The organism is Sphaerimonospora cavernae (assembly GCF_042435035.1).
GTDB classification, from domain to species: Bacteria; Actinomycetota; Actinomycetes; order Streptosporangiales; family Streptosporangiaceae; genus Sphaerimonospora; species Sphaerimonospora cavernae.
In genome coordinates, this window is sequence record NZ_JBHMQT010000057.1 from 167109 (window position 1) to 189780 (window position 22672).

The window sequence follows — 22672 nt, forward strand, 5'->3', positions numbered from 1 at the left end:
TTGCGAGCGGGAGAGCGACGCGTGAACGGTCCTGACATCGGGCGGATCTGGGGAGGTCTGGTACGCGCCCATCACCTGACCCCCCTGGACGACCTTGCCGCCTCGGTCATCCAGCACGTCCAGCCGCTCGGCTTCTCCGAGATCATGATCTACGTCGCCAGTCTCCGGCCGCTCTACCTCGTGCCGCTGCCCGGCCAGCGCGACGTGTACGGCGAGACGCTCGATCGGCTTCCCATCGACACGACGGTGGCCGGACGGGCCTTCCGCAATCTGGAGATCGTTCAGGCCCGTCCCACCCCCGACCCGTCCGCCGCCGAGTCGGCCGAGCCGCTCGGCAGTGAAGGACCACGACGGTTGTGGGTGCCGATGCTCGACGGCACCGAACGGGTCGGCGTGCTCGGCGTGACCGTGCCCGTGGTCGATGAGGACACCAAGCGGATCGCCGCGGAGCTGGGCGGGCTGATCGCCCTGCTGGTGGTGAGCAAGCGCGCCTCCAGCGACGCCTTCGTGCGGATGGTGCGCACCGAGGAGATGGAACTGTCCGCCGAGGTGCTGTGGACCCTGATGCCGATCCGGAACTACTCCACGGACAAGGTGTCGGTGAGCGCGGCGCTGGAGCCCGCCTACTCCATCGGCGGGGACGCCTTCGACTACTCCCTCGACGGAGAGACCCTGCACCTGGGCATCTTCGACGCCATGGGGCATGACCTGTCGGCCGGGCTGACCGCCACCATCGCCCTGGGCGCCTATCGCAACCAACGCCGCCGGCGGGGCATCCAACTGCTCGCCATCAGCGACGCGATCGACGCGGCGATCGCCGACCAGTTCGCCAGGTCCCGCTTCGCCACCGGCATCCTGGCCCAGCTGAACATCCGTACCGGCTGGCTGACCTGGGTCAACCGGGGGCATCCACCGCCGTTGCTGCTGCGGCAGGGGCGGGTGACGTCCGTGCTGGAGACCCCGCCGGACACCCCGATGGGTCTCAGCCTGGGCCCGGCCGCCGTGCTCTCCCGCCGCCAGCTCGAGCCCGGTGACCGGCTGCTGCTCTACACCGACGGCATCGTCGAGGCGCAGACCCCCGAGGGAGAGCTGTTCGGGCTGCGGCGCTTCAGCGACTTCGTCATCAAACGAGAAGCGGACGGCACCTCCGCTCCGGAGACCCTGCGCCGCCTGATCCACTCCATCCTGCGGCACCAGCGCGGCCGGCTCCAGGACGACGCCACCGTGATGCTGGTCGAGTGGCGCACCGAGCGGCTGTACCAGCTGACGGTGTGACCGCCACGACGATCACCTATGTGATCCGATCGTGACTCCAGCGGAAGCGAACGACGATGTGGATGCGGCATGGTGAGAGGTGGAGACGGCTTTCTGGATCTTCGATCAGCGGCTCGCACTCCCAGCGATCACACCTTCGGGTTCGCCAACGGGCGCCCTTGCATCGGAGGCTCAAATCTTAGCGACCTGCTTGTGACTTCAATTCACAGCATGATTGAATGAGCCTGGATGTCTCAAAGAGCAGCTGCGCCACGGGTGAACCGTGGCGCGAGAGCACCGTCGTCGACATGAACCCCATCGCCCCGCGGAACAGGAGAACGGACATCTCGTGACTGACCAGAAGCTTGCCAGTGAGCTGCTTCGTGATCTGGCCGCCCTTCCGGAGCTGCAGCCCCGGGCCAAGCAGCTTCAGGAGCTGTCGCGGGCCATCATGACGCCGAACCAGGCCGAGCAGTGGTGCGAGGTGGACCTCTTCGCCGCCTTCCCCCCAAGCGAGTCGGTCCGGCCTGCTCCGGAGGGCTCCCGCTGGCACTGGCTACTCAAGATCATCAGCCTGGTCCAGCCCGTGCTCGTCTTCCTGCCCATCGCCGTCACCTGGTACGGCCTCAAGGACGCGACGACGGCGTACGGCGAGGCCCTGGCCACCGGGGGCGTCGAGGCCGCCCGCCGGCCGTTCCTGGAGATGTGGCAGCAGGGATTCGACGGCCGCCTGGCGGGCTGGCTGCGGTTCGACAACGTGGCCCAGATGACTCTGGGAGTGATCGGCGTCCTCATCGTCGTCACCCTCGCCGATCGGCTCCTTCAGCGCACTGTCGAGCAGCGGGCCGACGAGCAGGCGGAGAGGATCCGGGGACGGCTCCTCGGCGCGCTCACCCGGGCGACCCTGGTGCTCTCACAGGTCCGGCTGTCCTCCCCCGCCCGCTTCCAGGCCGAGCTGACCAGGAGCGCCGCCGAGATGCACCGGATGGGTGAGACCATCGGCAAGGTCCACACCCAGGTGATGGAATCGCTGAACACGGCGCTCGACGCCACCGGTCAGGCCACCGCCGCGCTGAAGACGGGCGTCGCCGACGTGCAGCGCTCGATCAAGACATTGGACGAACACCTCACCGCGGTCACCTCCTCCGCGGAGACCCTGCTGCAGGCCGTCGAACGGACCGGATATGCCATCGACTCCGTCGGCGAGCGGACCGACGCGGCGGTGGGCCGCGTCGGCGACCGGCTCGGAGACGTCATCCTCGACGCCGCCCGCGGCGTACAGCGGACGCTCGACGAGATGACGGCGCTCACCGGTCAGACGATGAAGGACGTGGCCGCCTCCACCGGCCAGGCCGTACAGGACATGACCCACGCGACCGGACAGGCCGTGCAGGACATGACGCACGCGACCGGGCAGGCCGTGCGCGAGACCGCGAAGGACCTGGACAGTCGCATCGGTGAACTGGTGAGCACCACCGCGGGCCTCGGCTCGGCGGTGGACCGGATGGAGGCGGCGGCGACCCTGAGCGGTGACCGGATCAGCCGTGTGCTGGACAGACTCCGGCGACGCGCTCACGGCCGCGTTCGGGCACACGGGCGCCGAGGTCAAGGAGGCCCTGGACGACTGGGCGGAGACGGCGAGCGCACACGCGTCGCGCATCGAGATGGTCTCGGACACCGCCGGACGAACCGTACACCTGCTGGAGGAGACCCGGGACGCGTTGAACAGCCTGCACGAGCTGAACAACCTGCACGAACTCGAGGGCCTGCGCGAGCTGAACGGTCTGCGTGAGCTGCACAGGCTGCATGAGCTGCCCGCCGACCTCACCCGTGCCCTTCAGGAGGTCCCGTCGGCCGTCCGCGAGGTCACCGGTCCCGAACTCGGCGGGTTGCGTTCCGCCATCACACGACTCGACGACGCGGTACGGCAGGCCGGCACGGCCATCTCGGCCGGACTGGCGGCTGTCACGGCGAACGACGCGCACCACGCCGTCACCGGAGCGGCCGACGTGCCCGGTGCCCCCGGAGTGTCCGGTGGCCCCGGTGGCCCCGGTGGCCCCGGCGACGCCGTAAACGGCTTCGAGGGGGCAAATGGAGATCGTACGTGAGCGGCCGCCGGGGATCGGTCACGCTCCTCGCAGGGTGGCTGTTCGCCGACCTGCTGCTCGGCCTCACGATCATCATGCTCGGCGCGCAGGCACCGCCTCCGGTCCCTGCCAAGCCCGTCGCGGGCAAGGGAACGGCGTCACCCAGCCCGTCGCCCAGCCCCTCCCCGTCTCCGTGTGCCAGGCAGATCACCGGGGTGAGCGCCAAGCCCGTCAAGGTCTCCTTCCGGGTGAGCCCCGGCGCCTCGGACGCGGAAATGATCACCCGGGTGAAGCGGGAGTTGCGCAAGCACAAGAAGCATCTCACCGGCCGGCACGCCGGAATGGTGCTGACCTTCGGCGCCAACGGTGGCGCCGGCGACGGCGTGCACCTGGCGACCCGGGTCAACGCGGCCGCACGCAAGGGGTTTCCCGGCATCTTCCAGACCGCCGCGACCCGGAACTTCCACGACCTCGCCGCCCCCAGCGGATCGATCTCCATGGAGATCTACTTCGTCTCCGACAGCTGCTCACCCACCCCAGAAAGTTGAGGCTCATCTGATGAGCGAACAGGTACTCCCCTTCTACCTGGTCTGCGACGAGTCGTACTCGATGCAGGGTCCGCCGCTCGACGCGATCAACCAGGAGCTCCCCCAGATCTACCAGGAGATCGCCAGCAACCCGGTCGTGGCCGACCGCGCCCGGCTCGGCATCATCGGATTCAGCACCGACGCCGAGGTGCTGCTGCCGCTCGCCGACCTCAACGACGTGCACTCGATCCCGCTGCTCGCCCCGCGTGGCGCCACCAACTACGGCGCGGCGTTCTCCCTGCTCAAGCACACGATCGAACAGGACATCGCGGCCCTGAAGCAGGCCGGGCACACGCCGTACCGGCCCACGGTGTTCTTCCTCACCGACGGGCTTCCCACGCATGACTGGCACGTCGAGCACAAGGAGCTGACGAGCGAGACGTTCAGAGCCCACCCGCACATCCTGGCCTTCGGCTTCGGCGATGTGGACCAGGCGACCCTGCAGCAGGTCGCCACGTTCCGGGCGTTCATCGCCGACAGCAATCTCTCGCCGGCTCAGGCGCTCCGCGAGTTCGCCCGGCAGCTGCTCAACTCCGTGGTCCAGTCGGCCATCGCGTCGTCCGCCGACCCCTCGGGAGCGGCGCATCTGTCCTTCCCCCAGCACGCGACGGGCTACACCGTCCTGCCCGCCGACCCGATCTGACCGCGCGCACAAGGCGACCACGGATCCGGACTGGAAGAGGGACCACATATGGAACAGGTGCAGGGAGCCGCACGAGCCGAGGCGTCGGGGGCGGACGCCGTACCCGCGTTCCCCGAACCGCTCGTCTTCGGCCGCAGGCCGAGGCTGCTCTCGCGGCCCGGGCCGCTGCCCCAGGTCCGGCGGCCGGACACCGAGATCGACGGCGCCGACCTCCGCGGCCTCGTGGTGCGGGCCACCTCGATCAGGGGCGACGCGCACCGGTATTTCGGCACTCCCCGGCAAGATGCGATGGGCCTCTGGCATGACGGCGACCGCACGCTGCTCGCCTGTGTGGCGGACGGGCTGGGCAGCAAGGAGCGCTCACACGTCGGGGCCGCCACGGCCTGCGAGGTAGCCCCGGACAGGCTGCCCGGCCTTTCCAGCCCTACGGAGCTGGGGACAGCCGCGCGAAGCTTCATCGAGAACATCGCCCGCGAGATCAACGAACGGGCGGCCAGGGAATCGGTGACGCCGGACCAGCTGTCGACGACGTTCCTCGCGGCCGTCGTCGAGGAGTCGCCCGACGGGTCCCGGCACCGCGCCCACATCATGCGTGTCGGCGACTGCGGCGCCTGGCATCTCTATAAGGGTGAGTGGGCGCCGTGCTTCGCGGAGGCTGACGGGGACGAGGCCGACGGGGGTGAGGCCGTCGCCACTTCGACTACCCGCGCCCTGCCCCGGGACTTCGAGCAGGTCGAGGTCGTCACGGTGGATCTCTACCCGGGCGACATGCTGCTGCTGTCCACCGACGGCCTGGACAGGCCGATGCTGCTGGTGCCGCAGGTGAGGAAACAGCTGGCGGAGTGGTGGAGCCGCCCGGACCCGCCGTCGCTGCCCGAGTTCTTCTGGCAGATGAGCTTCCAGGCGAAGACGTACGACGACGACCGGACCGCCGTGTGCATCTGGAGGGTATGAATGACCTTCACCCCCCATCCGTACGACCGACAGCGCGGCACGCTTGTCCTCGAATCCGAGCCTCTCGGCGAAGGCGGCCAGGGGAGGGTCATCCGGGTGCCGGGGCCGGAGAACCTCGTCTACAAGGAGTACATGCCGCAGGCGGGCGCTGTGAACAGCGTGGCCCTGGCGGAACTCGTCGACTTCGGCCGTCGGCAGCCGGCCGGGTCCGCGGGCTCCCTGTCGGCACAGGGCTCTTTGTCAGCACAGGGCTCCTTGCTGGCGCAGTGCGCCTGGCCGCTCGCCAGGGTCGTCGAGGGGAGCCGCGTCACGGGGTTCCTCATGCGACGCGTGCCCGAGGAGTTCTACGGACCGATCGGCGGAAAGCCCAAGCTGGTCGAGCTGCAGTACCTGCTGTATCAGCCGAACTGGGCCTGGGAGGACCTGCACCAGCCGGACATCCAGGGCCGCCTGGAGATCGCCCAGAAGACCGCAAAGCTGATCGCCCTGCTGCACGACACCGGCTGGATCATCGGCGACCTGTCCTTCCGGAACCTCCTGTGGCGTCCGGGCCGGCCGTACCAGGTCTTCATGCTCGACTGCGACGGCCTGCGCCGTACCGGAGCGGAACCGGTGCTGCGGCAGGCGCACACCCCCGACTGGGACGATCCGCACCAGCCGTCCACGGGTCCTGACCTGGACACCGACCGTTACAAGCTCGCGCTGCTCGTCGGCCGGGTGCTGTCGCGGACCGCGAGCGTACGGCCCGGCCAGGACCTGATGCTCCTGTCCGGCCTGCCGGACCAGGTGATCACGGCGGTCACCGAACTCTTCAACAGGGCGCAGGGGACACGCGGCACCCGCCCGAGCGCGGCCGAATGGGCGCAGGCGCTCGACGGGCGCAAGCGCATCGCGGTGACGCGCCCCACGCGCCCGCAGCCGTCCAGCTCGACGCTCCCCTCGGGCCCAGCCGCGTCGATCTCCCCGCCCCCAGAAGAGCGCGACAGCGTACCCGTCAGCAGACCGGCCACGAGAAACTCCGCGGTCTCCGCTCCGCCGCAGTCCCAGCCGCCCGAGCGGGAGTGGACGCCCATCGACCCATCGGGCAGGCGGACCGGTTCCGTGGTCACCCCGCCGAGGCCGGACCCCGTACCGACGCTGGGGCAGCGGGTGATCGCGTCGGTCGCGTTCGCCGAGCAGCGGAGGCTGGCTCCACGGGGGGTCGCGATCGACGACGACAGGGTCGCGCGCCTCATCGACGATCTCGACGCCGGCAACGGGCGGTTCCCGGTCGTGAAGCTGGCGAAACGGCTGAACGAGCCCGCCGACCGGGTGCCGCTGCTCATCGGGGCGCTGAAGGGGCTGCTCAACGTCGAGGGCTCCGAGGTGATCGCACTGAAGGACGGTGATCAGACCGTGTCCATGAACGTGACGCTGCTGAAAGAGCAGTTCCTCGAGGAGGTTGAGCCGTGACACCGAAGGTCAGCCGGGCCAGGCGCCGGCAGATCATCAGCGCCCTGGGACGCGGCACGGTGCCCAGCGCCGGCCTGGACCTGTTCGCCGTCGGCATGGAGCGGTTCGAGAAGGTGCTCGACGAGGAACTCAACGCGGTCACCGGGGGCCACGCCGGATTCAAGGCCGTCCGCGGCGAGTACGGCTCGGGCAAGACGTTCTTCGCCCGGTGGCTCGCGGAGCGGGCCAAGCGGAAGAAGATGGCCACCAGTGAGGTCCAGATCTCGGAGCGGATCACGCCGCTGCACCGGCCGGAGACCGTCTACCGGGCACTGGTCGGCGCCCTGAGCACGGCCACCTCACCGCCGAGCGCGCTGCGCGACATCGTGGACACCTGGCTCCTCGCCCTGGAAGACGACACCGGGATCGCCAAGAGCGACCGGCGGGCGATGGCGACGGCGGTCGACGACCTGATCGAGTCGCGCCTCGCGGAGACCTCGAAGAACGCCCCCGCGTTCGCGACCGCGCTCCGCTTCTACCGGCGGGCGCGCCTGGAGGGCGATCACGCGACCGCCGACGGCCTGCTCGCCTGGGTGGGCGGCGAACCGCACGTGGCGGCCAGTGTCCGCCGCTACGCGGGGCTCAAGGGCGACCTCGACTCGAGCCTCGCACTCAACTTCCTTCAGGGCCTGCTCGTGGTGCTGCGCGACTGCGGATATCCGGGGCTGCTGCTCGTGCTCGACGAGGTCGAGACGCTGCAGCGGATGCGCGGCGACCTCCGGGAGCGCAGCCTGAACGCGCTGCGGCAGCTCATCGACGAGATCGACAAGGGCCGCTTCCCCGGCCTCTACCTCGTCATCACCGGCACCCCCGCCTTCTACGACGGGCAGCAGGGGGTGCAACGGCTCACCCCGCTCGCCCAGCGGCTGCACGTCGACTTCCAGACCGACGCGCGTTTCGACACCACCCGTGCCGTACAGCTCCGCCTCACCGGCTTCGACCGGGACAAACTGGTCGAGCTCGGCTGTGCCGTACGCGACCTGTACGCGCAGGGGGATCCGGCCGAACAACGGATCAGAAACCTCGTCGACGACGCCTACATCAAGGATCTGGCCACGTCGGTCGCCGGATCCCTGGGAGTCGGGGCCGCGCCGCGGATCTTCCTGCGCAAGCTCGTCGCCGACGTGCTCTACCGGGTGTCGGACCACGAGGGATTCGACCCACGCCGCGACTACGGGCAGGCCAGGGTGACCGAGGCCGAACTGGACAACGACGATGAGCGGAACGCTTTCCGCCGCGGCCGGACCGCCGTCTCCGCCGTCTCCGCCGACGAGGTGGAGCTCGACCTGCCATGACCCCGCCGACCGTCGCCCTGCATCCGACGCTCGCCTACCACGTCACGAACACGCTGGGCTGGCCGCGGCTGCGACCACTGCAGGCCGATGCGCTCGACCCGATCAGGGAAGGGCGGGACGCGCTGCTGATCGCGCCGACAGCGGGCGGCAAGACCGAGGCCGCCGTGTTCCCGCTGCTGTCGGCGATGGAGGAGCAGACCTGGACGGGCCTGTCGGTGCTGTACGTCTGCCCGCTGAAAGCCCTGCTCAACAACCTGCTGCCCCGGTTGGAGACGTACGCGAACTGGCTCGGCAGGCGGGTGGGCCTCTGGCACGGCGATGTGCCCGGCTCCCGGCGGCAGGCCATCCTGCGCGATCCGCCCGACATCCTGCTGACCACCCCCGAGTCGCTGGAGTCCATGCTCATCAGCACCACGGTGGACCACCGCCGCCTGCTCGCGGACCTGCGAGGCGTGGTGGTGGACGAGGTCCACGCGTTCGCCGGGGACGACCGCGGCTGGCATCTGCTGTTCGTGCTCGAACGGCTGTCGCGGCTGGCGGGGCGGTCGATCCAGCGGATCGGCCTCTCGGCGACCGTGGGCAATCCCGATGAGCTGCTGCGCTGGCTGCAGGGCTCCGGCGTGGGGCAGCGCCCGGCGCGGGTCGTCTCCCCCGAGTCACGTTCGGATGCGGCCGAGCCGGACATCGAACTCGACTACGTGGGATCGATCCCGAACGCCGCACGCGTGATCGCCACCCTGCACGAGGGCGAGAAGCGGCTGGTCTTCTGCGACTCAAGACGGACGGTGGAGGAGCTCGCAGAGGCGTTGCGCGGGCACGGCATCACCACCTTCGTCTCCCACTCCTCTCTCGCGGCCGACGAGCGCCGCCGCACGGAGGAGGCGTTCGCCCAGTCCCGCGACTGCGTCATCGTCTCCACCTCGACCCTGGAGCTGGGCATCGATGTGGGGGACCTCGACCGCGTGGTGCAGATCAACGCGCCGTGGTCGGTCGCCTCGTTTCTCCAGCGGCTGGGCCGTACCGGCCGGAGGGCCGGCACCCGACGCAACTGCCTGATGCTGACGATGACCGACGACGACCTGCTCGCGGCGGCCGGACTCCTGGTGCTGTGGGGCCGCGGACAGGTCGAACCCGCGCTGCCGCCCCCGGAACCCCGGCACATCGTCGCCCAGCAACTCCTCGCACTCACCCTGCAGGAGGGAAGGATCGGCGACGCGCTGTGGCCGGACTGGTGGAACGGCGTCGGCCCGTTCCGGCGTTCCACAGCCCGGCAGGTGCTGGACCATCTGATCGCCGAGGGCTTCCTCGAACGCGACGGCGGCGGGCTGCTCGTCGGTCCCGAAGCGGAGCAACGCTTCGGACGACGGCACTTCATGGATCTGACCGCCGTGTTCACCGCACCGCCGGAGTTCACCGTGGTTCAGGGCCGAACGGAGATCGGGCGGACCGACCCGGCGGTGCTGACCAGCGCGGCGCCCGGGCGGCGGCTGTTGCTGCTCGCCGGCCGCACCTGGCAGGTGGACTGGATCGACTGGAAGCGGCGGCGGTGCTTCGTACAGCCGGTCGAGGGCACCGGCGGCGATGCCCGCTGGGCGTCATCGGCCTCCACCGGTCTCTCCCATCCGCTCACCCGTGCGATGCGCGACGTCGTTCTGGGCGCGGATCCCCCGGTAAGGTTCACCCGCCGATCGACCTCCGTCCTCGCGCGGCTGCGTGAGGAACACGCGGACACCGTGCACCCCGACGCGACGGTGATCGCACGTGAGGGCGGCGACGTCCACTGGTGGACGTGGGCGGGACAGCGGGCCAACGCCACCCTGAGGAGCACGCTCGGACCGCTGGCGGATCCCACCCACCGAGGCGACGATCTGCGCATCAGGCTGAGGAACGATCTGGACCGGGAGACGTGGCTGCAGGCGGTCGACGTTCTGCGCGACCGCCTGCGCCGGCCCGATGTGGACGACAGGGCGCTCCGGGGTCTCAAGTTCACCGACGTGCTACCGCCCGACCTGGCCCGCGAGACACTGGCCGCCCGACTTGCCGACCTCCCCGCGGCCGCCGCCGTCCTCGGTGAACCGGTGCGGTTCGTGATCAGCGGCCGCTGAGCCATACCTGCGCCGACCCGGCAAGCCGGAAGCCGCCGGTCAGCAGTCCCGATCCGAGGAGCCCTGCCGGGAGGCTCCGTAACGCGGATGGCCCCGCACCGAAGTGCGGGGCCATCCTTTGACCGGCCGTGACCGGCTAAATGTTGGCTCGACTCACGAGTCCTCGGCTCACGGGTCCTCGGCTCACGGGTCCTCGGCTCACGGGTCCTCGGCTCACGGGTCGAGGTGGCGCCAGGCGGCTCGCGCCAGACGGCGTTCGAGCTTGCGCTCCTTGCGGATGAGGCGCCGCTCGGCCTTCCTCTCCGTACGCTTGATTCGTGCCTCGGCCACATCCGCGCGTTGCTCGATGCGGGCCTCCCCCCGGCTCGTCGCCGCTTCGATGCGCCGTTCGGCGCGCGACGTCATCGCGCTGAGCTCCGACTGGAACCCGACCGGTTCGAGTTCACTCACGAACCGTGCGCCGCGGTACCGGTAGGAGATCGGCTCGCTCACGAACCGCTCGCTCCGGTAGTAACGCGGGGCCGCGAACTCGGGGCGAACGCTCACCGAGACCCTCATCGGCTCCGCCAGGACCGGCTGCGCGATCACCGGCTGCGCGATCACCGGCTGCGCGATGACCGGCATGGAGACCGTGGACAGTTCGGGTGCGGCGAGCGGCAGCGCGACCTCGGAAGTCGTGTAAGACGACTCGGAGAGTCCGGCGCAGCCGTCATCCCACGTAGCGGCCGTCGCGATGCCGTACGCGGCGCTCGGCGCCAGGGTCGCGCCGGCGGTGGCGGCCATGGCGGGGCCGCTCATCAGCGCGACGCCACCGGTGGTCAGCGTCGAGGCGCACAGAGCCACTAGTACGAGTCGTCTGGATTTCCGATGCATGTTCCCTCCTTTGGCCCGGATCGGGCTTAGGCAGGTCAGGCCTCCAGGTTTTCCTGGACCGCGAAATGGCCGAGCACGATTTCACCCCGTCCCTGTCTCGCCGTACGGCGAAAATGACTGATTGGGAAAAGGGGGTGAATTTTCTCGGGTGACAAGCACACCCGAGCGGCCATATTCCGATCCTCAATCGTGCTGTCGGAACTCGTCCAGCCCTCTTTGCGCAAGTGTTTCCCGTGGCATTCGAGGATCTGACTTACCGAAAGTGCGTCCCAAAGATCCCGCCGTCTGCTCTTTCTGGACTCTTGGCCGGAAGGGGAGGCTGGGGTTGCGCGTGGCAACCGGCCCCGGAGCGTTCCCGGCCCGGACAGAGTGAAGCCGCCGCCGCGGACGACAGAGGTCAGCGAAGAAGGCAGTTCACGATAAGGGAGAGCGGGATCGACGCGACCCAACCCGAACCCCATCGCGTGATCTTGCGAATACTCGCAGGCGACGCCGTGACCTGCACTCACGCGTTCGTGATCTTGCAGAAACTCGCACACGACACGGCTGACCTGCGCCTCAACCTTCCGTGATCTCGCAGTGCAAGATCACGGAAGGCGTTTCCCCTGACCAAGGGGCATGCGTGCGAGTTTCTGCAAGATCACGAATAACAAACACGCAGGTCAGCAGCCATGCGTGCGAGTATTCGCAAGATCACGGTGGGGGGTTGGGGGTGGGGGGTCCGTGCGCCGCCGTCGTCCGCGCTCACCCGCCCTGAGCGTCGAAGGTTTCGATGCTCAGGCCCGCAAGCTGTCACAACGCTTTGGCACTTGACCTCCGCAGACCAGCATAATCTCAATCGTTCATAAGAGGAGGTTTCATGACAAATCGCCTATTCACGGCCATCGTCGGCGCGCTGGTGGTGACGGCGCTCGCCGGCGGCTGCGGGCGGTCGTCGTCGGAAACCACCGCGGGCGAGGGTGCTGCGGCCGCGGCGGGCAAGACGGCGAAGGATCTCGTTCCGGAGGCCGTACGCGAGACCGGGGAGCTTCGGGTGGCCACCTCCGAGGGCTACCCGCCCATGGAGATGTACAAGGAGGGCACCCAGGAACTCACCGGCGTCGACCCCGATCTCGGGGCGGCCATCGCGGCCAAGCTCGGGCTCAAGTTCACGATCACCAACGCCGCCTTCGACGGGCTCATCCCGGGTCTGCAGAGCGGCCGCTGGGACGTCGTGCTGTCCTCGATGAGCGACACCGAGGAGCGGCGCGCGGCGGTCGACTTCGTCGACTACTTCAACGCCGGCGGCTCGATCATGGTCAAGAAGGGCAACCCGGAGGGCATCAAGTCGCTCGACGACCTCTGCGGCAAGAGCGTGGTCCTGGCCAAGGGCACCTCCAACCTCGCGATCGGCGAGCGGCAGAACGAGAAGTGCACCGCCAAGATGAAGATCATGCAGAGTGAGGACGCGCCCACCGGCCTGCTCTCGCTTGACTCCGGCCGGGCGGTGGCCACGATCGTCGACTCCCCCGTCGCCGTCATGTACGCCAACGACACCGGCAAGTACGACGTCCTGCCCGAGCAGTACGACGCCGGGCCGTGGGGCATCGCGATCGACAAGCGTGCCACCGGGCTCCGCGACGCCGTGGCCAAGGCCATGGAGGAGCTGCAGGCCGACGGCGGCTACAAGGCCGTGCTCGACAAGTACGGCGTGGCCGCCAACGGGGTGCCGGGCGTTCTCGTCAACACCCAGCCGTGGAAGTGACCCCGGATCGGGCCGCAGCGGAACCGGGCGACGCCGTCGAGCCACCGGTCGACCCCGAGCTGCCGGTCGACGCGGTGCGTCCGCCGCGGCCCGGCCGGTGGCTCGCGGCGGCGGCCGCCATCGCCTTCCTGGCCTGGCTGGCGTACACGATCATCGTCAACGAGAACCTGCACTGGGACGTCATCGTCGGCTACCTCGAGGACGGCAGGATCCTCGGCGGCCTGTGGGTGACGATCCAGCTCACCGTGCTGTCCATGGTCATCGGCCTGGTGCTGGGCGTGCTGGCCGCGGTGATGCAGCTGTCCGACAGTCCGGTGCTGCGCGCCACCTCGGCGCTCTACACCTGGTTCTTCCGCGGCACGCCGCTGCTGGTCCAGCTGATCTTCTGGTTCAACATCGGTCTGGTCTTCCCGAGCTTCGGCATCGGCGTGCCGTTCGACGGCCCGAAGCTGATCGAGTGGCAGGCCAACGAGGTGATCACGCCGTTCACGGCCGCGCTGCTCGGCCTGGCCATCAACGAGGGCGCCTACATGGCCGAGATCGTGCGTGCGGGCATCAGGTCGGTGGACCCCGGGCAGCGCGAGGCGGCCGAGTCGCTCGGCATGTCGCACCGGCAGGTGCTGCGCCGCGTGGTGCTGCCGCAGGCCATGCGGGTGATCATCCCGCCGACCGGTAACCAGTTCATCTCGATGCTGAAGACCACCTCGATGGTCTCGGTGATCGCCGGGGCCGAGCTGCTGACCGTCGCCCAGCGCATCTACCTCGGCAACTTCGAGGTCATCGCGATGCTCATCGTGGCGTCGATCTGGTACATGGTGCTCACCACGGTCGCCAGCGTGGGCCAGCACTTCATCGAGAAGCGCTTCGAGCGCGGCCACGCCCGGCTGTCGACGCGGGTGCGCCGCAATCTGCGCCCGTTCGCGAAGGAGTCCGCATGAACGAGCCGGATGCTTCTGGCCGCCTCATGGTGCGGATGCGCGCGGTGCGCAAGCGGTTCGGCGCCGTCGAGGTGCTCAAGGGCATCAGCCTGGACGTCCCGGCGGGCGAGGTGGTCTGCGTGGTCGGCCCGTCCGGCTCCGGCAAGTCCACCCTGCTGCGCTGCGTGAATCGGCTGGAGACGCCGGACTCCGGCCGGATCTGGGTGGACGGTGAGCTGATGGGCTACGCCGAGCGCGGCGGGCGGCTGCACGCGTTGCGCCCGGCCGAGCTGTCGCGGCAGCGACGCGGCATCGGCATGGTCTTCCAGCGCTTCCACCTGTTCCCGCACCGCACGGCGCTGGAGAACGTGATGGAGGGCCCGGTCACCGTGCTCGGCACGCCGGCTGCGCGGGCCAGGCGCGAGGCCGCCGAGCTGCTGGAGCGGGTCGGCCTGGCCGACCGGGCCGGCCACTACCCCGCCCAGCTGTCCGGCGGGCAGCAGCAGCGGGTGGCCATCGCCCGCAGCCTGGCCATGCGGCCCAAGCTGATGCTGTTCGACGAGCCGACCAGCGCCCTCGACCCGGAGCTGGTCCAGGAGGTGCTCGCCGTGATGCGCGACCTCGCGGCGAGCGGCATGACGATGATGGTGGTGACGCACGAGATGGGCTTCGCCCGCGAGGTCGGCGACCAGCTCGTGTTCGTCGACGACGGTGTGATCGTCGAGCGTGGGCATCCGCGCGAGGTGCTCGCCGCGCCACGGCACGACCGGCTGCGCGCCTTCCTCGGGCAGGTCCTGTGAGCCGCCGATTCGACCTGCTGATCAGCGGCGGCCTGCTCGTCGATGGTACGGCCCGGCCGGCGAGACCGGCGGATGTGGCGGCGGGCGCCGGGCGGTTGACGGTGCTGCCCCCGGGATCCCGGGTGGAGGCGGCCCGGGTCGTCGACGCCCGCGGGCTCGTCGTCGCGCCCGGCTTCATCGACGCGCACACCCACTCCGACGGCGTCGCCGTCCTCCGCAAAGACGGCGGAGACGGTGGAGACGGTGGAGACGGCGGAGACGGTGGAGACGGCGGCCGTGACCGGGAACTGGTGCGGGCGTCGGTGCTGCAGGGCGTGACCACCGAGATCTGCGGAAACTGCGGCTCCAGCCTGTTTCCCGCGCTGCCGGAGCGCCTCGATGCGATGCGGGCCGAGGCCGCGATCTCCTTCGGCGGCGACGTCGGCGCCTACCCGGACTTCACCGGCTTCGCCGCCGCCCACGCCGCCGTGCCGAGGGTCAACCATCTCGCCTCGCTGGTGGGGCACGGCACGCTGCGCGCCGGGGTGGTCGGCCCGGTGGACCGGCCGGTGTCGGCCGCCGAGCTGCGCACGATGTGCGAGCTGCTCGACCGGTCCCTCTCCCAGGGTGCGGCCGGGCTGTCCAGCGGGCTGATCTACGCCCCCGGGACGTACGCGGACACCGAGGAGCTGGTCGCGCTGGCCGCCGTGGCGGCCAGGCACGGCAAGCCGTACGTGACGCATCTGCGTGACGAGATGTCGCGGGTCGAGGAGGCGCTGGAGGAGGCCGTGGAGATCTCCCGCCGCAGCGGTGCGCCGCTGCACGTCTCGCACCACAAGACGGCCGGCCGCTACGCGTGGGGCCGTACGGCTCGGACCCTGCCGCGCATCGCGGAGCTGCGGACCGGCGGCATGGACGTGACGTGCGACGTCTATCCCTACACGGCGGGCAGTACGGCGCTGGCCGCGATGCTGCCGCCCTGGGCCAACGACGGCGGCCTCGCCGCGCTCACGGCCCGGCTCGGCGACCCCGCGGCGCGCGACCGGATGCGGCGGGCGATCGCCGAGGGCGTGGCCGGATGGGAGAACACGGTCGGCAACGGCGGCTGGGACCGGATCTCGGTGGCGTGCGCGCCACGCCACCCGGAGACGGAGGGCAGGACGATCGCCGAGCTCGCCGCCGCGGCGGCGGCCGACCCCCTGGACGTGGCCGCCGACCTGCTCGTCGCCGAGCGCGGCGAGGTGACGATCATCAGTCATTCCATGGTCGAGGAGGATGTCCGGCGGGTGCTGGCCGCGCCGTACGCGATGATCGGCTCGGACGGGGTGCCCAAGCCGGGCGGCCGGCCGCATCCGCGCTGGGCGGGCACGTTCCCGCGGGTGCTCGGCCGCTACGTGCGCGAGCTGGGCCTGCTGTCGCTGGAGGAGGCGGTGCACAAGATGACGAGGATGACGGCGGTGCGGTTCGGCCTGGCCGGGCGGGGGGTGATCCGCGACGGCGCGCACGCCGACCTGGTGGTGTTCGACCCGGCGACGGTGACCGACCGGGCGACGTTCGCCGAGCCGCTGCTGCCGCCCGCCGGCGTCGCGGCTGTGATCGTCGGCGGGGCCGTGGTGGTCCGCGACGGCGAGGAGACCGACGCCCGGCCCGGTACGGTGCTGACCCCGTGAGCGGTCTGCCCGACATGTGTGACGGCGGCGATCTGCCGGGCCGGCTGGCCGCGCTGGCGGCCGGCTGCCCGGGCACGCTGGCCGTGTGCGTTTCCGAGGTGGGCGGGACAGGCAGGGTGGCCGGGGTGAACGAGGATGTGGAGCTGCCGCTGGCCAGCACCGGCAAGCTTCTGCTGCTCGCCGCGGTCGCGCGCGGCGTGACGGACGGCGAGCTCGACCCCGACGAGCCGCTCGACCTGCTGGAGGACGACTACGCGGCGGGATCCGGGCTGTTGACCGCGCTGTCGGCCCGGCGGTGGACGATCGCCGACCTTACCCTGCTCACCGCGTCGGTGAGCGACAACACCGCGACGAACGCGCTGCTGCGGCGGCTCGGCCCGGACCGGGTGGACGCCGTGGCCGGCGCACTCGGGCTGTCCAGGACGCGGATCCACGACCGCATCCGCGAGCCCCGGCTGCCCGAGCACCCGCCGACCTTCGCGACCGGCACGGCACGCGAACTCGCCGCGCTGGCGCACTCCCTGGCCGGATCTCTGGCAGGCTCTCCCGGCGCGGGCGAGTCCTGGCATCGGCTGATGATCGGCTGGATGGCGCACAACACCGACCGGAGCCTGGTGCCCGCGCTGCTCCCGCACGACGCGGAGGACCGGCGGATCCCGGCTGGGGCCATGCCGTACCCGATGGTCTGGGTGGCGAACAAGACCGGTACGGACACGGGAACCCGGGCGGACGTGGGGGTGCTCGTCGGGGCCCGCCGCACGGGCTACGCGGTGCTGGCACACGGCCGGGCGGGCAGTGAGCACGCCCTCGTACGGGCGATCCGTCAGGCCGGCCTCGCCATCGCCGCCGCCGTCCACCAGACCCTGTCCCGTGATCTTGCGAATTCTCGCAGACCGTCCTCCTGAACTGCAGAAATCAATTTGGTGATCTTGCAGATACTTGCAGACAGACCTTCCGACCTGCGCCTATGCGTTAGCTGATCTTGCAGTCGCGAATGCAAGATCATGGACAGCGTTTTCGCCGCTCAGAGGGTGGGCGTGCGAGAAACTACAAGATCACGAACGTGAAATCCCTGCTCACGGCTCGATGTGCGAGTATTCGCAAGATCACGGGCTACTATCAGGGTCAGCGGCTGCCGACGCGCAGCCGGGCAGCGGCGTCGCGCAGATAACCGATGAACGACCGGAGCGCGGGATTGGGGTTGGTGGGGCGCGCCGCCGCACCGATCCGCCGATAGAGCCGCGGCCCGTCGACCTGGCAGATCCGTACGCCTGCCGCGCCGTGTGTGCCAAGGCTGGGCACGAGCGCGACACCCAGCCCCGCCCGGACCAGTCCGAGCGTCACCTCGTAATGGTCGCTGCGGCAGCGGATGGCGGGGCTGAAGCCCTCCAGCGCGCTCGCCCGTTCGAGCACGGACACCGGAGTGTCCGTGCCGAAGGTCGTGATCCACGGTTCGTCGGCCAGATCGGCGAGACGCACCCTGGCGTGCTGGCCCGCCGGATGGCCGAGCGGCATGACGAGCAGTTGCGGCTCGTCGAACAGGTGGGTCACCTCCACCCCGTCCGGCGGCTCCCACGGATCGAGCGCATGTTCGAAGACGACCAACACGTCGAGCGCGCCTCGCTCCACGTCGGGGAGGAGTTCGTGCGGCTGACCCAGCACCAGGTCGAGCTCCACGGCGGGATGTCTCGTGGTGAAGCTGGACAGTGCCATCGGCAGGAGCCGGTAGCCCGCGGAGCCGAAGAAACCGATCCGCAGCTGCCCGGCGTCCGCCCGCGCCTGGGCCAGCAGGTCCTTCTCGGCGACCTCGATGAGGTCGAGCACCTCTTGGGCGCGGGTGGCCAGCCGGCGGCCGGCCGCCGTGAGCCGGAGGCTGTGGGCTGACCGTTCCACCAGCCCCACCCCGGCCTCCTCCTCCAACCGGGAGAGCTGATGGGAGACGGCGGAGGGCGACAGCCGCAGGCTACGGGCGGCTCCGGCGATGCTCCCGGCCCTGAAGACCTCGAGAAGCACCTTCAGGCGGTGGCTGCTGAGCATGCACTCAGTATCGGTGCGAGTCAGAGCAACCGATGCCGGGGGTTCCTGTCAATTTCTCCCGGTTCGCGACCGGTTTCCGGTGACCTTTCCGGTGGACCGGGTCCTACCAGCTTCCGGGCCGGTGGCCGGCGCGCTCGCCGCGTCCCTGGCCGCCGCGGAACGCGAGGGCCATCGCCAGCGCCGCGGCGCCGAGCAGCAGGATGATGACTCCGGTCGCCACGTTGTTCCAGATCGTCCCTGCCGTGAGTGCCGAGGCGGCCCTCCCGGGCAGTCCCGGGGTTCCCGGCATCCCCGGCGTCGTGCCGGGCGTGAGAGTACGGCCTCCCCTCACCAGCCAGGGCGAGACGAGGGTCCAGATGCCGAGGAGCGGCAGCAGCCAGCTGATGCCGTAGGTACGGCCGAAGGCCGACGCGCAGGCGAGCGCGAGGGCGGCGACCGACAGCCCGACGATCAGGTTGCTGACGGCGAGCCCCGAGAAGCGCTGGAACCCCACGATCCAGGGTGAGAGAGCCAGGTACAGCCCGCTCAGGAAGGTGAGCCCGTCGACGATCTGAGCCGGGGTCGTCGACCCCACCCGGTCGTATGTCTGGCGAAGTTCCGCGAGATCGGGATGGTGCTCTAAGCCAGTGGGTCGAACCATGTCCGTACCGCCTTCCTGCTGGTTTGGACGAACAATGGCCGACCTACCCGCCCCGGTCTCCTCATTCTCCGTAATTTCCAATAAATGCGTCTTTTATTGGTCTGGTGACGGAAAAGTCTGCGATGCGCCGACGCCGCGTCCGGCCGGGCACTGCCGGGGCCGGTGAGCCGCTACGTGGGGCACCTCCCCGCGCCGTGCCGCTCAATGCGCGGTGAGCGCTGACAGGATGCTGTAACGGCGAGACAGCATGCTGCTGCCGGATTGCCTGGTTCTGAGGCTGTGGAAAGCGCAGAGTTGGTTGTGCGAGAGAAAGACCACACCTCCAGGAAATGAGAAATGAAATGAGCGTCCAGATCTCCTCCACCCCGATCTCCGGCCGTTTCGCCAAGTTTTCGGCCGCGCTCGTCTCCGGCGCTGTCGTATGCGCCGTCGCCGCGGGCGCGTACACCTCCGCCACGGGCGGCACCACGTGGGACGCCCCCTCGGTGGTCGCCGCCGGCACGACCTGGGACGCCGACGGGACCACGGACGGCACGACCTGGGACGCCCCCCCGGTGGTCGCCAACGGCACGACCTGGGACTAGAGCCGGATCTGCGAAGGCGATGACCGATGCTGGTCGAGTTGACGATGCGCCGGGCCGCCGGGGAAACACCGACGGATTCACCGGTCGACGGCGTTCGGATAATGGCGTTACTACCCCGGAGATGGCACAAGGACCTCCTTCGCGCCCGGGGAGAAATCATTATCCGAGTGCACAGCGACGAGGAAACAAGCGAAGCGGATATCCGCGCCAGAGTGACCGAGATCCTCAACAGTCCGGAAGTCAGCGGCTGGCGGTTGGCGACCTGCCACACCCTCGTCGCCGACCCCCGAGAGAAGGGGAAGACCTCATGATCCCCGTCATCCAGCGGACAGGAGAGTGCCGGGTGTGGTGGGCCGATCCCCGGCACCAGCCAATCGAAGCCATGATGAGCGTGCTGAACGGGCCTGAGCTGCGACGAGCGTCGCGGTTCCACCGGGAGCAGGACCGTCGCCGGTTCCTGACGGGGGCGTGGCTCCTGCGCATGGTGGCCGGCGCCGAACTCGGCGTCTCCCCGGAGCGCGTCGAGGTCGACCGGTGGTGCTCGGGCTGCGGCAAGGCCCACGGAAAGCCCCACATCCGCACCGGCGAAGAGCCCCTGCATGTGTCCGTCTCCCACTCGGGGAACCGCGTGGTGGTGGCCGTGACAACCGTGGGTCCCCTTGGAGTGGACGTCGAGGCGGTGCCATCGGGCCCGGTCGACGCGCTCGCCCGATGCGCGCTCTCACCGGCGGAGCTGCCGGCCCTGCGTGCCGTGCCCGAAAGTGAGCGCCGCGCCGCCTTCGCCCGCCTGTGGGTGCGCAAAGAGGCCGTGCTCAAGGCCACCGGACACGGGCTGCGCGTCCCGCCGGATCATGTCGAGGTGAGCGGGCCGGACGAGAGGCCGGCTCTGGTGCGCTGGCCGCTGGACATCGCTCCTGAGGACGTACCGATCGCCGCCATCGATGCCGGAGCCGGTTATGCCGGCGCGATCGCGGTCCTCGCGCGGGACCACCTGATCACCGTGTCGGAGTCGCACTCGACGGACCTGGTCCAGGTCCCGATCGCGTCGGCGGCCTCCGCCGCGTGACGGATGTTGACGAGACCCGGCGGGAGGTCGCTGAATGGCTGAGGGAGAGTCTCCCGAGCCTTCGGCGTCATCCTCGTTCAGAAGAGAGGATTGACCTTAAGTGGACACGACGTTCGTCCTGATTCCGGGACCCTGGACCGGCGCCTGGGTGTGGGAGCCTGTCGCCCTCGGTCTGCGCCGGCAGGGGTACGATGCACGGCCGGTCACGCTGTCCGGACTGGACAGCCCTGACGAGGACGTTTCGAAGATCGGCCTCGACACCCACATCGATGACGTGCTTTCGGTTCTGGAGACGGTGGACCAGGGCCGGGTCATCCTGGTGGCGCACAGCTACTCCGGCATCGTGGGCGGTCAGGTGGCCGACCGGAGGCCCGACCTCGTGGCGCACACCGTGTTCGTCGAGGGCTTCCTGCCCCATAACGGCAGGTCGATGCTGCATGCATTCCCCGAGCGCCTCCGCGCCGACGACCTGCGGCTCATAGCCGCCAACCGGGGCCGGTGGCCGGCCCCGGACGCAGCCGTGGTCGCCGACGGGCAGGATCTGACCCTACGCCAGGCCCGGTGGCTCGCCGAGCGCTTCGTGGGACACCCGGGCCGCACGGTGGCCGAGCCCGCCGCCCTGACCCGCCCGCTCTCCTCGCTGCGGGCCACCTACGTGGTATGCGAGAAAGAGCACTTCGGCGGCCAGATATCCCTCGATGTCTCGGCGTTGCGTGCCGAGCCCGGCTGGACCTTCGAGAGCCTCGACACCGGTCACTGGCCGATGGTCTCCGCCCCCGACCGGCTCGTGTCACTCCTGACGGCGGTGGCCGCCCGCGTATGACCGGCGAGCGCACGCCGCAGCGGCCCGCCGTACAGTGCGGTCAGGATGGCCAGGGCCGCCAGGATCAGCAGCGCGGTGAAGACCCACTCCATGGACCCGCCCGGGCCGTAGACCCGGCCCGCCCGGCCCACGTCGACGGCCGCGGTCTCCTGACCGGCCCGCAGCATGTCCCGGTCGGCGCCGTACAGTGCGATGTCCGTCCGGTGGACGGCGCCGTCGGCGGACCGGAAGTCGCCGCTCCAGGTGCAGGACTCGTGTCCCGGATGCTGTACGCAGTCCACACGACGGGCCGTGAACGTGCCGGCGATCCCGTCCGCCCGCGCCGCCCGCACGACCGGGCCGATGTTGGGCACCGTGAGGTACAGCAGGAAGACGGGGATGAGGGTCAGGACGGCGGTGAACGCGGGAGACCGGCGGCCTGCGGGACGGCCCGCCGGCGCGGTTCGCGTCTCAGACATGGGCGGGGACGGCGCAGGCGCAGCGCATCAGCACGCGCTCGGACGGACGGGCACGGCGATGCATGATCATCGCCACCACCATGGGCACGGTGACGAGCGAGTTGTAGAACAGGTGCAACTCCATCCGCGGCGCGACCAACTGGATGAGGCTCGTCGGGACGGGCCGCCCCATCAGGTTGTTACCCGTGATGGCCTGGAGCAGCAGGAGCAGGTGCTCCAGGTGGTGCCAGACCTGGATGCCCAGCGAAATGTTCCACCAGAGTCGCGACCTCCCGACGAAGCCGCCTCTCAGCATGATCAGGCCGATCAGCATCAGCAGCGCGTACCCGTAGTGCATCCACTCCGAGGTGACGAGCCACGGGAACGGGATGCCGAGCACCCCCAGCGCCTCGGGGAGCGGCCAGCCGAGCACGTAGACCTGGATCGCCTGGGCGATGTGCTCGCCCCAGTGGGCCACGACTACGAAGAGGAACACCGCGAGCGCCGGCTTGTGGTAGCGGCCGCTGAGTGCGGGCGGCAGCCCGCCCGCGGCGGAGCGCGCCGAGGTCGTGTCGATCGCCATGAGAAGACCTCCGAATCGTCGGACTTGATCATTGTCGAAGCCTGGGGCATCCGGGTCGTGTGCGTCGCCTGCCCGGCCGTCTCACGGGCCGTCTTACGGGCCG

23 protein-coding genes are annotated in these 22672 nt (G+C 70.0%); 18 read left to right on the top strand and 5 right to left on the bottom strand.

Annotated features, from left to right (window positions below; genetic code table 11):
• Positions 1–21: 21 nt before the first annotated feature.
• The 9 genes from ACFHYQ_RS25645 (at position 22) to ACFHYQ_RS25685 (ending at position 10416) form a co-directional block, all read left to right on the top strand.
• A complete protein-coding gene (locus ACFHYQ_RS25645) occupies positions 22–1275 on the top strand; it encodes a PP2C family protein-serine/threonine phosphatase (RefSeq protein WP_394303692.1) in 1254 nt (417 codons plus the stop codon).
• A 328-nt stretch (positions 1276–1603) separates the two neighbouring features.
• Positions 1604–3046, top strand: coding sequence for a hypothetical protein (locus tag ACFHYQ_RS25650; RefSeq protein WP_394303693.1), 1443 nt, complete (start codon positions 1604–1606; stop codon positions 3044–3046).
• The gene (locus ACFHYQ_RS25655; RefSeq protein ID WP_394303694.1) at positions 2976–3362 is read left to right on the top strand and encodes a hypothetical protein; all 387 of its coding nucleotides are present in this window, start codon (positions 2976–2978) and stop codon (positions 3360–3362) included. The genes ACFHYQ_RS25650 and ACFHYQ_RS25655 overlap by 71 nt, the downstream gene beginning before the upstream one ends.
• The gene (locus ACFHYQ_RS25660; protein WP_394303695.1) at positions 3359–3889 is read left to right on the top strand and encodes a hypothetical protein; all 531 of its coding nucleotides are present in this window, start codon (positions 3359–3361) and stop codon (positions 3887–3889) included. The genes ACFHYQ_RS25655 and ACFHYQ_RS25660 overlap by 4 nt, the downstream gene beginning before the upstream one ends.
• 10 nt (positions 3890–3899) lie before the next feature.
• Positions 3900–4571, top strand: coding sequence for a vWA domain-containing protein (locus ACFHYQ_RS25665; protein ID WP_394303696.1), 672 nt, complete (start codon positions 3900–3902; stop codon positions 4569–4571).
• Positions 4572–4619: 48 nt separating this feature from the next.
• On the top strand, positions 4620–5525 hold the full coding sequence (locus tag ACFHYQ_RS25670) for a protein phosphatase 2C domain-containing protein (RefSeq protein ID WP_394303697.1): 906 nt from the start codon (positions 4620–4622) through the stop codon (positions 5523–5525).
• Positions 5526–6977, top strand: a complete 1452-nt coding sequence (locus tag ACFHYQ_RS25675; RefSeq protein WP_394303698.1) for a hypothetical protein — start codon at positions 5526–5528, stop codon at positions 6975–6977. It abuts the gene before it with no gap.
• A complete protein-coding gene (gene brxD, locus ACFHYQ_RS25680) occupies positions 6974–8311 on the top strand; it encodes a BREX system ATP-binding protein BrxD (RefSeq protein ID WP_394303699.1) in 1338 nt (445 codons plus the stop codon). Before ACFHYQ_RS25675 ends, brxD begins: the two co-directional genes overlap by 4 nt.
• Positions 8308–10416, top strand: coding sequence for a DEAD/DEAH box helicase (locus ACFHYQ_RS25685; RefSeq protein WP_394303700.1), 2109 nt, complete (start codon positions 8308–8310; stop codon positions 10414–10416). Before brxD ends, ACFHYQ_RS25685 begins: the two co-directional genes overlap by 4 nt.
• Before the next feature lie 213 nt (positions 10417–10629).
• Here the strand turns inward: ACFHYQ_RS25685 and ACFHYQ_RS25690 are convergent, their stop codons facing one another.
• Complete coding sequence (locus ACFHYQ_RS25690; protein WP_394303701.1) at positions 10630–11289, bottom strand: hypothetical protein; 660 nt, start codon at positions 11287–11289, stop codon at positions 10630–10632.
• Between the two features lie 859 nt (positions 11290–12148).
• On the opposite strand from ACFHYQ_RS25690, the gene ACFHYQ_RS25695 reads away from it, so the two are divergent.
• The 5 genes from ACFHYQ_RS25695 to ACFHYQ_RS25715 are packed head-to-tail and all read left to right on the top strand — an operon-like array spanning position 12149 to position 17304.
• Complete coding sequence (locus ACFHYQ_RS25695) at positions 12149–13033, top strand: ABC transporter substrate-binding protein (RefSeq protein ID WP_394303702.1); 885 nt, start codon at positions 12149–12151, stop codon at positions 13031–13033.
• The gene (locus ACFHYQ_RS25700; RefSeq protein ID WP_394303703.1) at positions 13024–13971 is read left to right on the top strand and encodes an amino acid ABC transporter permease; all 948 of its coding nucleotides are present in this window, start codon (positions 13024–13026) and stop codon (positions 13969–13971) included. Before ACFHYQ_RS25695 ends, ACFHYQ_RS25700 begins: the two co-directional genes overlap by 10 nt.
• Positions 13968–14750: an amino acid ABC transporter ATP-binding protein gene (locus ACFHYQ_RS25705; RefSeq protein WP_394303704.1), complete on the top strand. Its 783-nt coding sequence runs from the start codon at positions 13968–13970 to the stop codon at positions 14748–14750. Before ACFHYQ_RS25700 ends, ACFHYQ_RS25705 begins: the two co-directional genes overlap by 4 nt.
• Positions 14747–16399, top strand: coding sequence for an N-acyl-D-amino-acid deacylase family protein (locus ACFHYQ_RS25710; protein WP_394303705.1), 1653 nt, complete (start codon positions 14747–14749; stop codon positions 16397–16399). The genes ACFHYQ_RS25705 and ACFHYQ_RS25710 overlap by 4 nt, the downstream gene beginning before the upstream one ends.
• Positions 16396–17304, top strand: a complete 909-nt coding sequence (locus ACFHYQ_RS25715; protein WP_394303706.1) for a serine hydrolase — start codon at positions 16396–16398, stop codon at positions 17302–17304. Before ACFHYQ_RS25710 ends, ACFHYQ_RS25715 begins: the two co-directional genes overlap by 4 nt.
• 220 nt (positions 17305–17524) lie before the next feature.
• Here the strand turns inward: ACFHYQ_RS25715 and ACFHYQ_RS25720 are convergent, their stop codons facing one another.
• Both ACFHYQ_RS25720 and ACFHYQ_RS25725 read right to left on the bottom strand, forming a co-directional pair.
• Positions 17525–18436, bottom strand: coding sequence for a LysR family transcriptional regulator (locus ACFHYQ_RS25720; RefSeq protein ID WP_394303707.1), 912 nt, complete (start codon positions 18434–18436; stop codon positions 17525–17527).
• A 103-nt stretch (positions 18437–18539) separates the two neighbouring features.
• Positions 18540–19076 carry an SPW repeat protein gene (locus ACFHYQ_RS25725; protein ID WP_394303708.1) on the bottom strand — a complete coding sequence of 179 codons (537 nt, stop codon included), beginning with the start codon at positions 19074–19076 and terminating at the stop codon, positions 18540–18542.
• A 341-nt stretch (positions 19077–19417) separates the two neighbouring features.
• Between ACFHYQ_RS25725 and ACFHYQ_RS25730 the strand changes: the two genes are divergently transcribed.
• From ACFHYQ_RS25730 to ACFHYQ_RS25745, 4 genes are all read left to right on the top strand, one after another.
• Positions 19418–19660 (top strand): hypothetical protein, encoded by a 243-nt coding sequence (locus ACFHYQ_RS25730; protein ID WP_394303709.1) that lies wholly within the window; start codon positions 19418–19420, stop codon positions 19658–19660.
• A 26-nt stretch (positions 19661–19686) separates the two neighbouring features.
• Positions 19687–19971 (top strand): hypothetical protein, encoded by a 285-nt coding sequence (locus tag ACFHYQ_RS25735; RefSeq protein ID WP_394303710.1) that lies wholly within the window; start codon positions 19687–19689, stop codon positions 19969–19971.
• Complete coding sequence (locus ACFHYQ_RS25740) at positions 19968–20726, top strand: 4'-phosphopantetheinyl transferase family protein (RefSeq protein ID WP_394303711.1); 759 nt, start codon at positions 19968–19970, stop codon at positions 20724–20726. The genes ACFHYQ_RS25735 and ACFHYQ_RS25740 overlap by 4 nt, the downstream gene beginning before the upstream one ends.
• Before the next feature lie 100 nt (positions 20727–20826).
• Positions 20827–21549, top strand: coding sequence for an alpha/beta fold hydrolase (locus tag ACFHYQ_RS25745; protein WP_394303712.1), 723 nt, complete (start codon positions 20827–20829; stop codon positions 21547–21549).
• Here the strand turns inward: ACFHYQ_RS25745 and ACFHYQ_RS25750 are convergent.
• Positions 21480–22007 (bottom strand): hypothetical protein, encoded by a 528-nt coding sequence (locus tag ACFHYQ_RS25750; protein WP_394303713.1) that lies wholly within the window; start codon positions 22005–22007, stop codon positions 21480–21482. The genes ACFHYQ_RS25745 and ACFHYQ_RS25750 overlap by 70 nt on opposite strands.
• Entirely contained in the window at positions 22000–22569 is a 570-nt protein-coding gene (locus tag ACFHYQ_RS25755) for a hypothetical protein (protein WP_394303714.1), read from the bottom strand. Before ACFHYQ_RS25755 ends, ACFHYQ_RS25750 begins: the two co-directional genes overlap by 8 nt.
• Positions 22570–22672 lie beyond the last annotated feature (103 nt).

Excerpts from the sequence above, each read along its gene's own strand:
- ACFHYQ_RS25665 (WP_394303696.1), top strand. The coding sequence starts at position 3,900 with ATGAGCGAACAGGTACTCCCCTTCTACCTGGTCTGCGACGAGTCGTAC.
- ACFHYQ_RS25670 (WP_394303697.1), top strand. The coding sequence starts at position 4,620 with ATGGAACAGGTGCAGGGAGCCGCACGAGCCGAGGCGTCGGGGGCGGAC.
- ACFHYQ_RS25675 (WP_394303698.1), top strand. The coding sequence starts at position 5,526 with ATGACCTTCACCCCCCATCCGTACGACCGACAGCGCGGCACGCTTGTC.
- ACFHYQ_RS25685 (WP_394303700.1), top strand. The coding sequence starts at position 8,308 with ATGACCCCGCCGACCGTCGCCCTGCATCCGACGCTCGCCTACCACGTC.
- ACFHYQ_RS25690 (WP_394303701.1), bottom strand. The coding sequence starts at position 11,289 with ATGCATCGGAAATCCAGACGACTCGTACTAGTGGCTCTGTGCGCCTCG.
- ACFHYQ_RS25695 (WP_394303702.1), top strand. The coding sequence starts at position 12,149 with ATGACAAATCGCCTATTCACGGCCATCGTCGGCGCGCTGGTGGTGACG.
- ACFHYQ_RS25705 (WP_394303704.1), top strand. The coding sequence starts at position 13,968 with ATGAACGAGCCGGATGCTTCTGGCCGCCTCATGGTGCGGATGCGCGCG.
- ACFHYQ_RS25720 (WP_394303707.1), bottom strand. The coding sequence starts at position 18,436 with ATGCTCAGCAGCCACCGCCTGAAGGTGCTTCTCGAGGTCTTCAGGGCC.
- ACFHYQ_RS25725 (WP_394303708.1), bottom strand. The coding sequence starts at position 19,076 with ATGGTTCGACCCACTGGCTTAGAGCACCATCCCGATCTCGCGGAACTT.
- ACFHYQ_RS25730 (WP_394303709.1), top strand. The coding sequence starts at position 19,418 with ATGAGCGTCCAGATCTCCTCCACCCCGATCTCCGGCCGTTTCGCCAAG.
- ACFHYQ_RS25735 (WP_394303710.1), top strand. The coding sequence starts at position 19,687 with ATGCTGGTCGAGTTGACGATGCGCCGGGCCGCCGGGGAAACACCGACG.
- ACFHYQ_RS25740 (WP_394303711.1), top strand. The coding sequence starts at position 19,968 with ATGATCCCCGTCATCCAGCGGACAGGAGAGTGCCGGGTGTGGTGGGCC.
- ACFHYQ_RS25750 (WP_394303713.1), bottom strand. The coding sequence starts at position 22,007 with ATGTCTGAGACGCGAACCGCGCCGGCGGGCCGTCCCGCAGGCCGCCGG.
- ACFHYQ_RS25755 (WP_394303714.1), bottom strand. The coding sequence starts at position 22,569 with ATGGCGATCGACACGACCTCGGCGCGCTCCGCCGCGGGCGGGCTGCCG.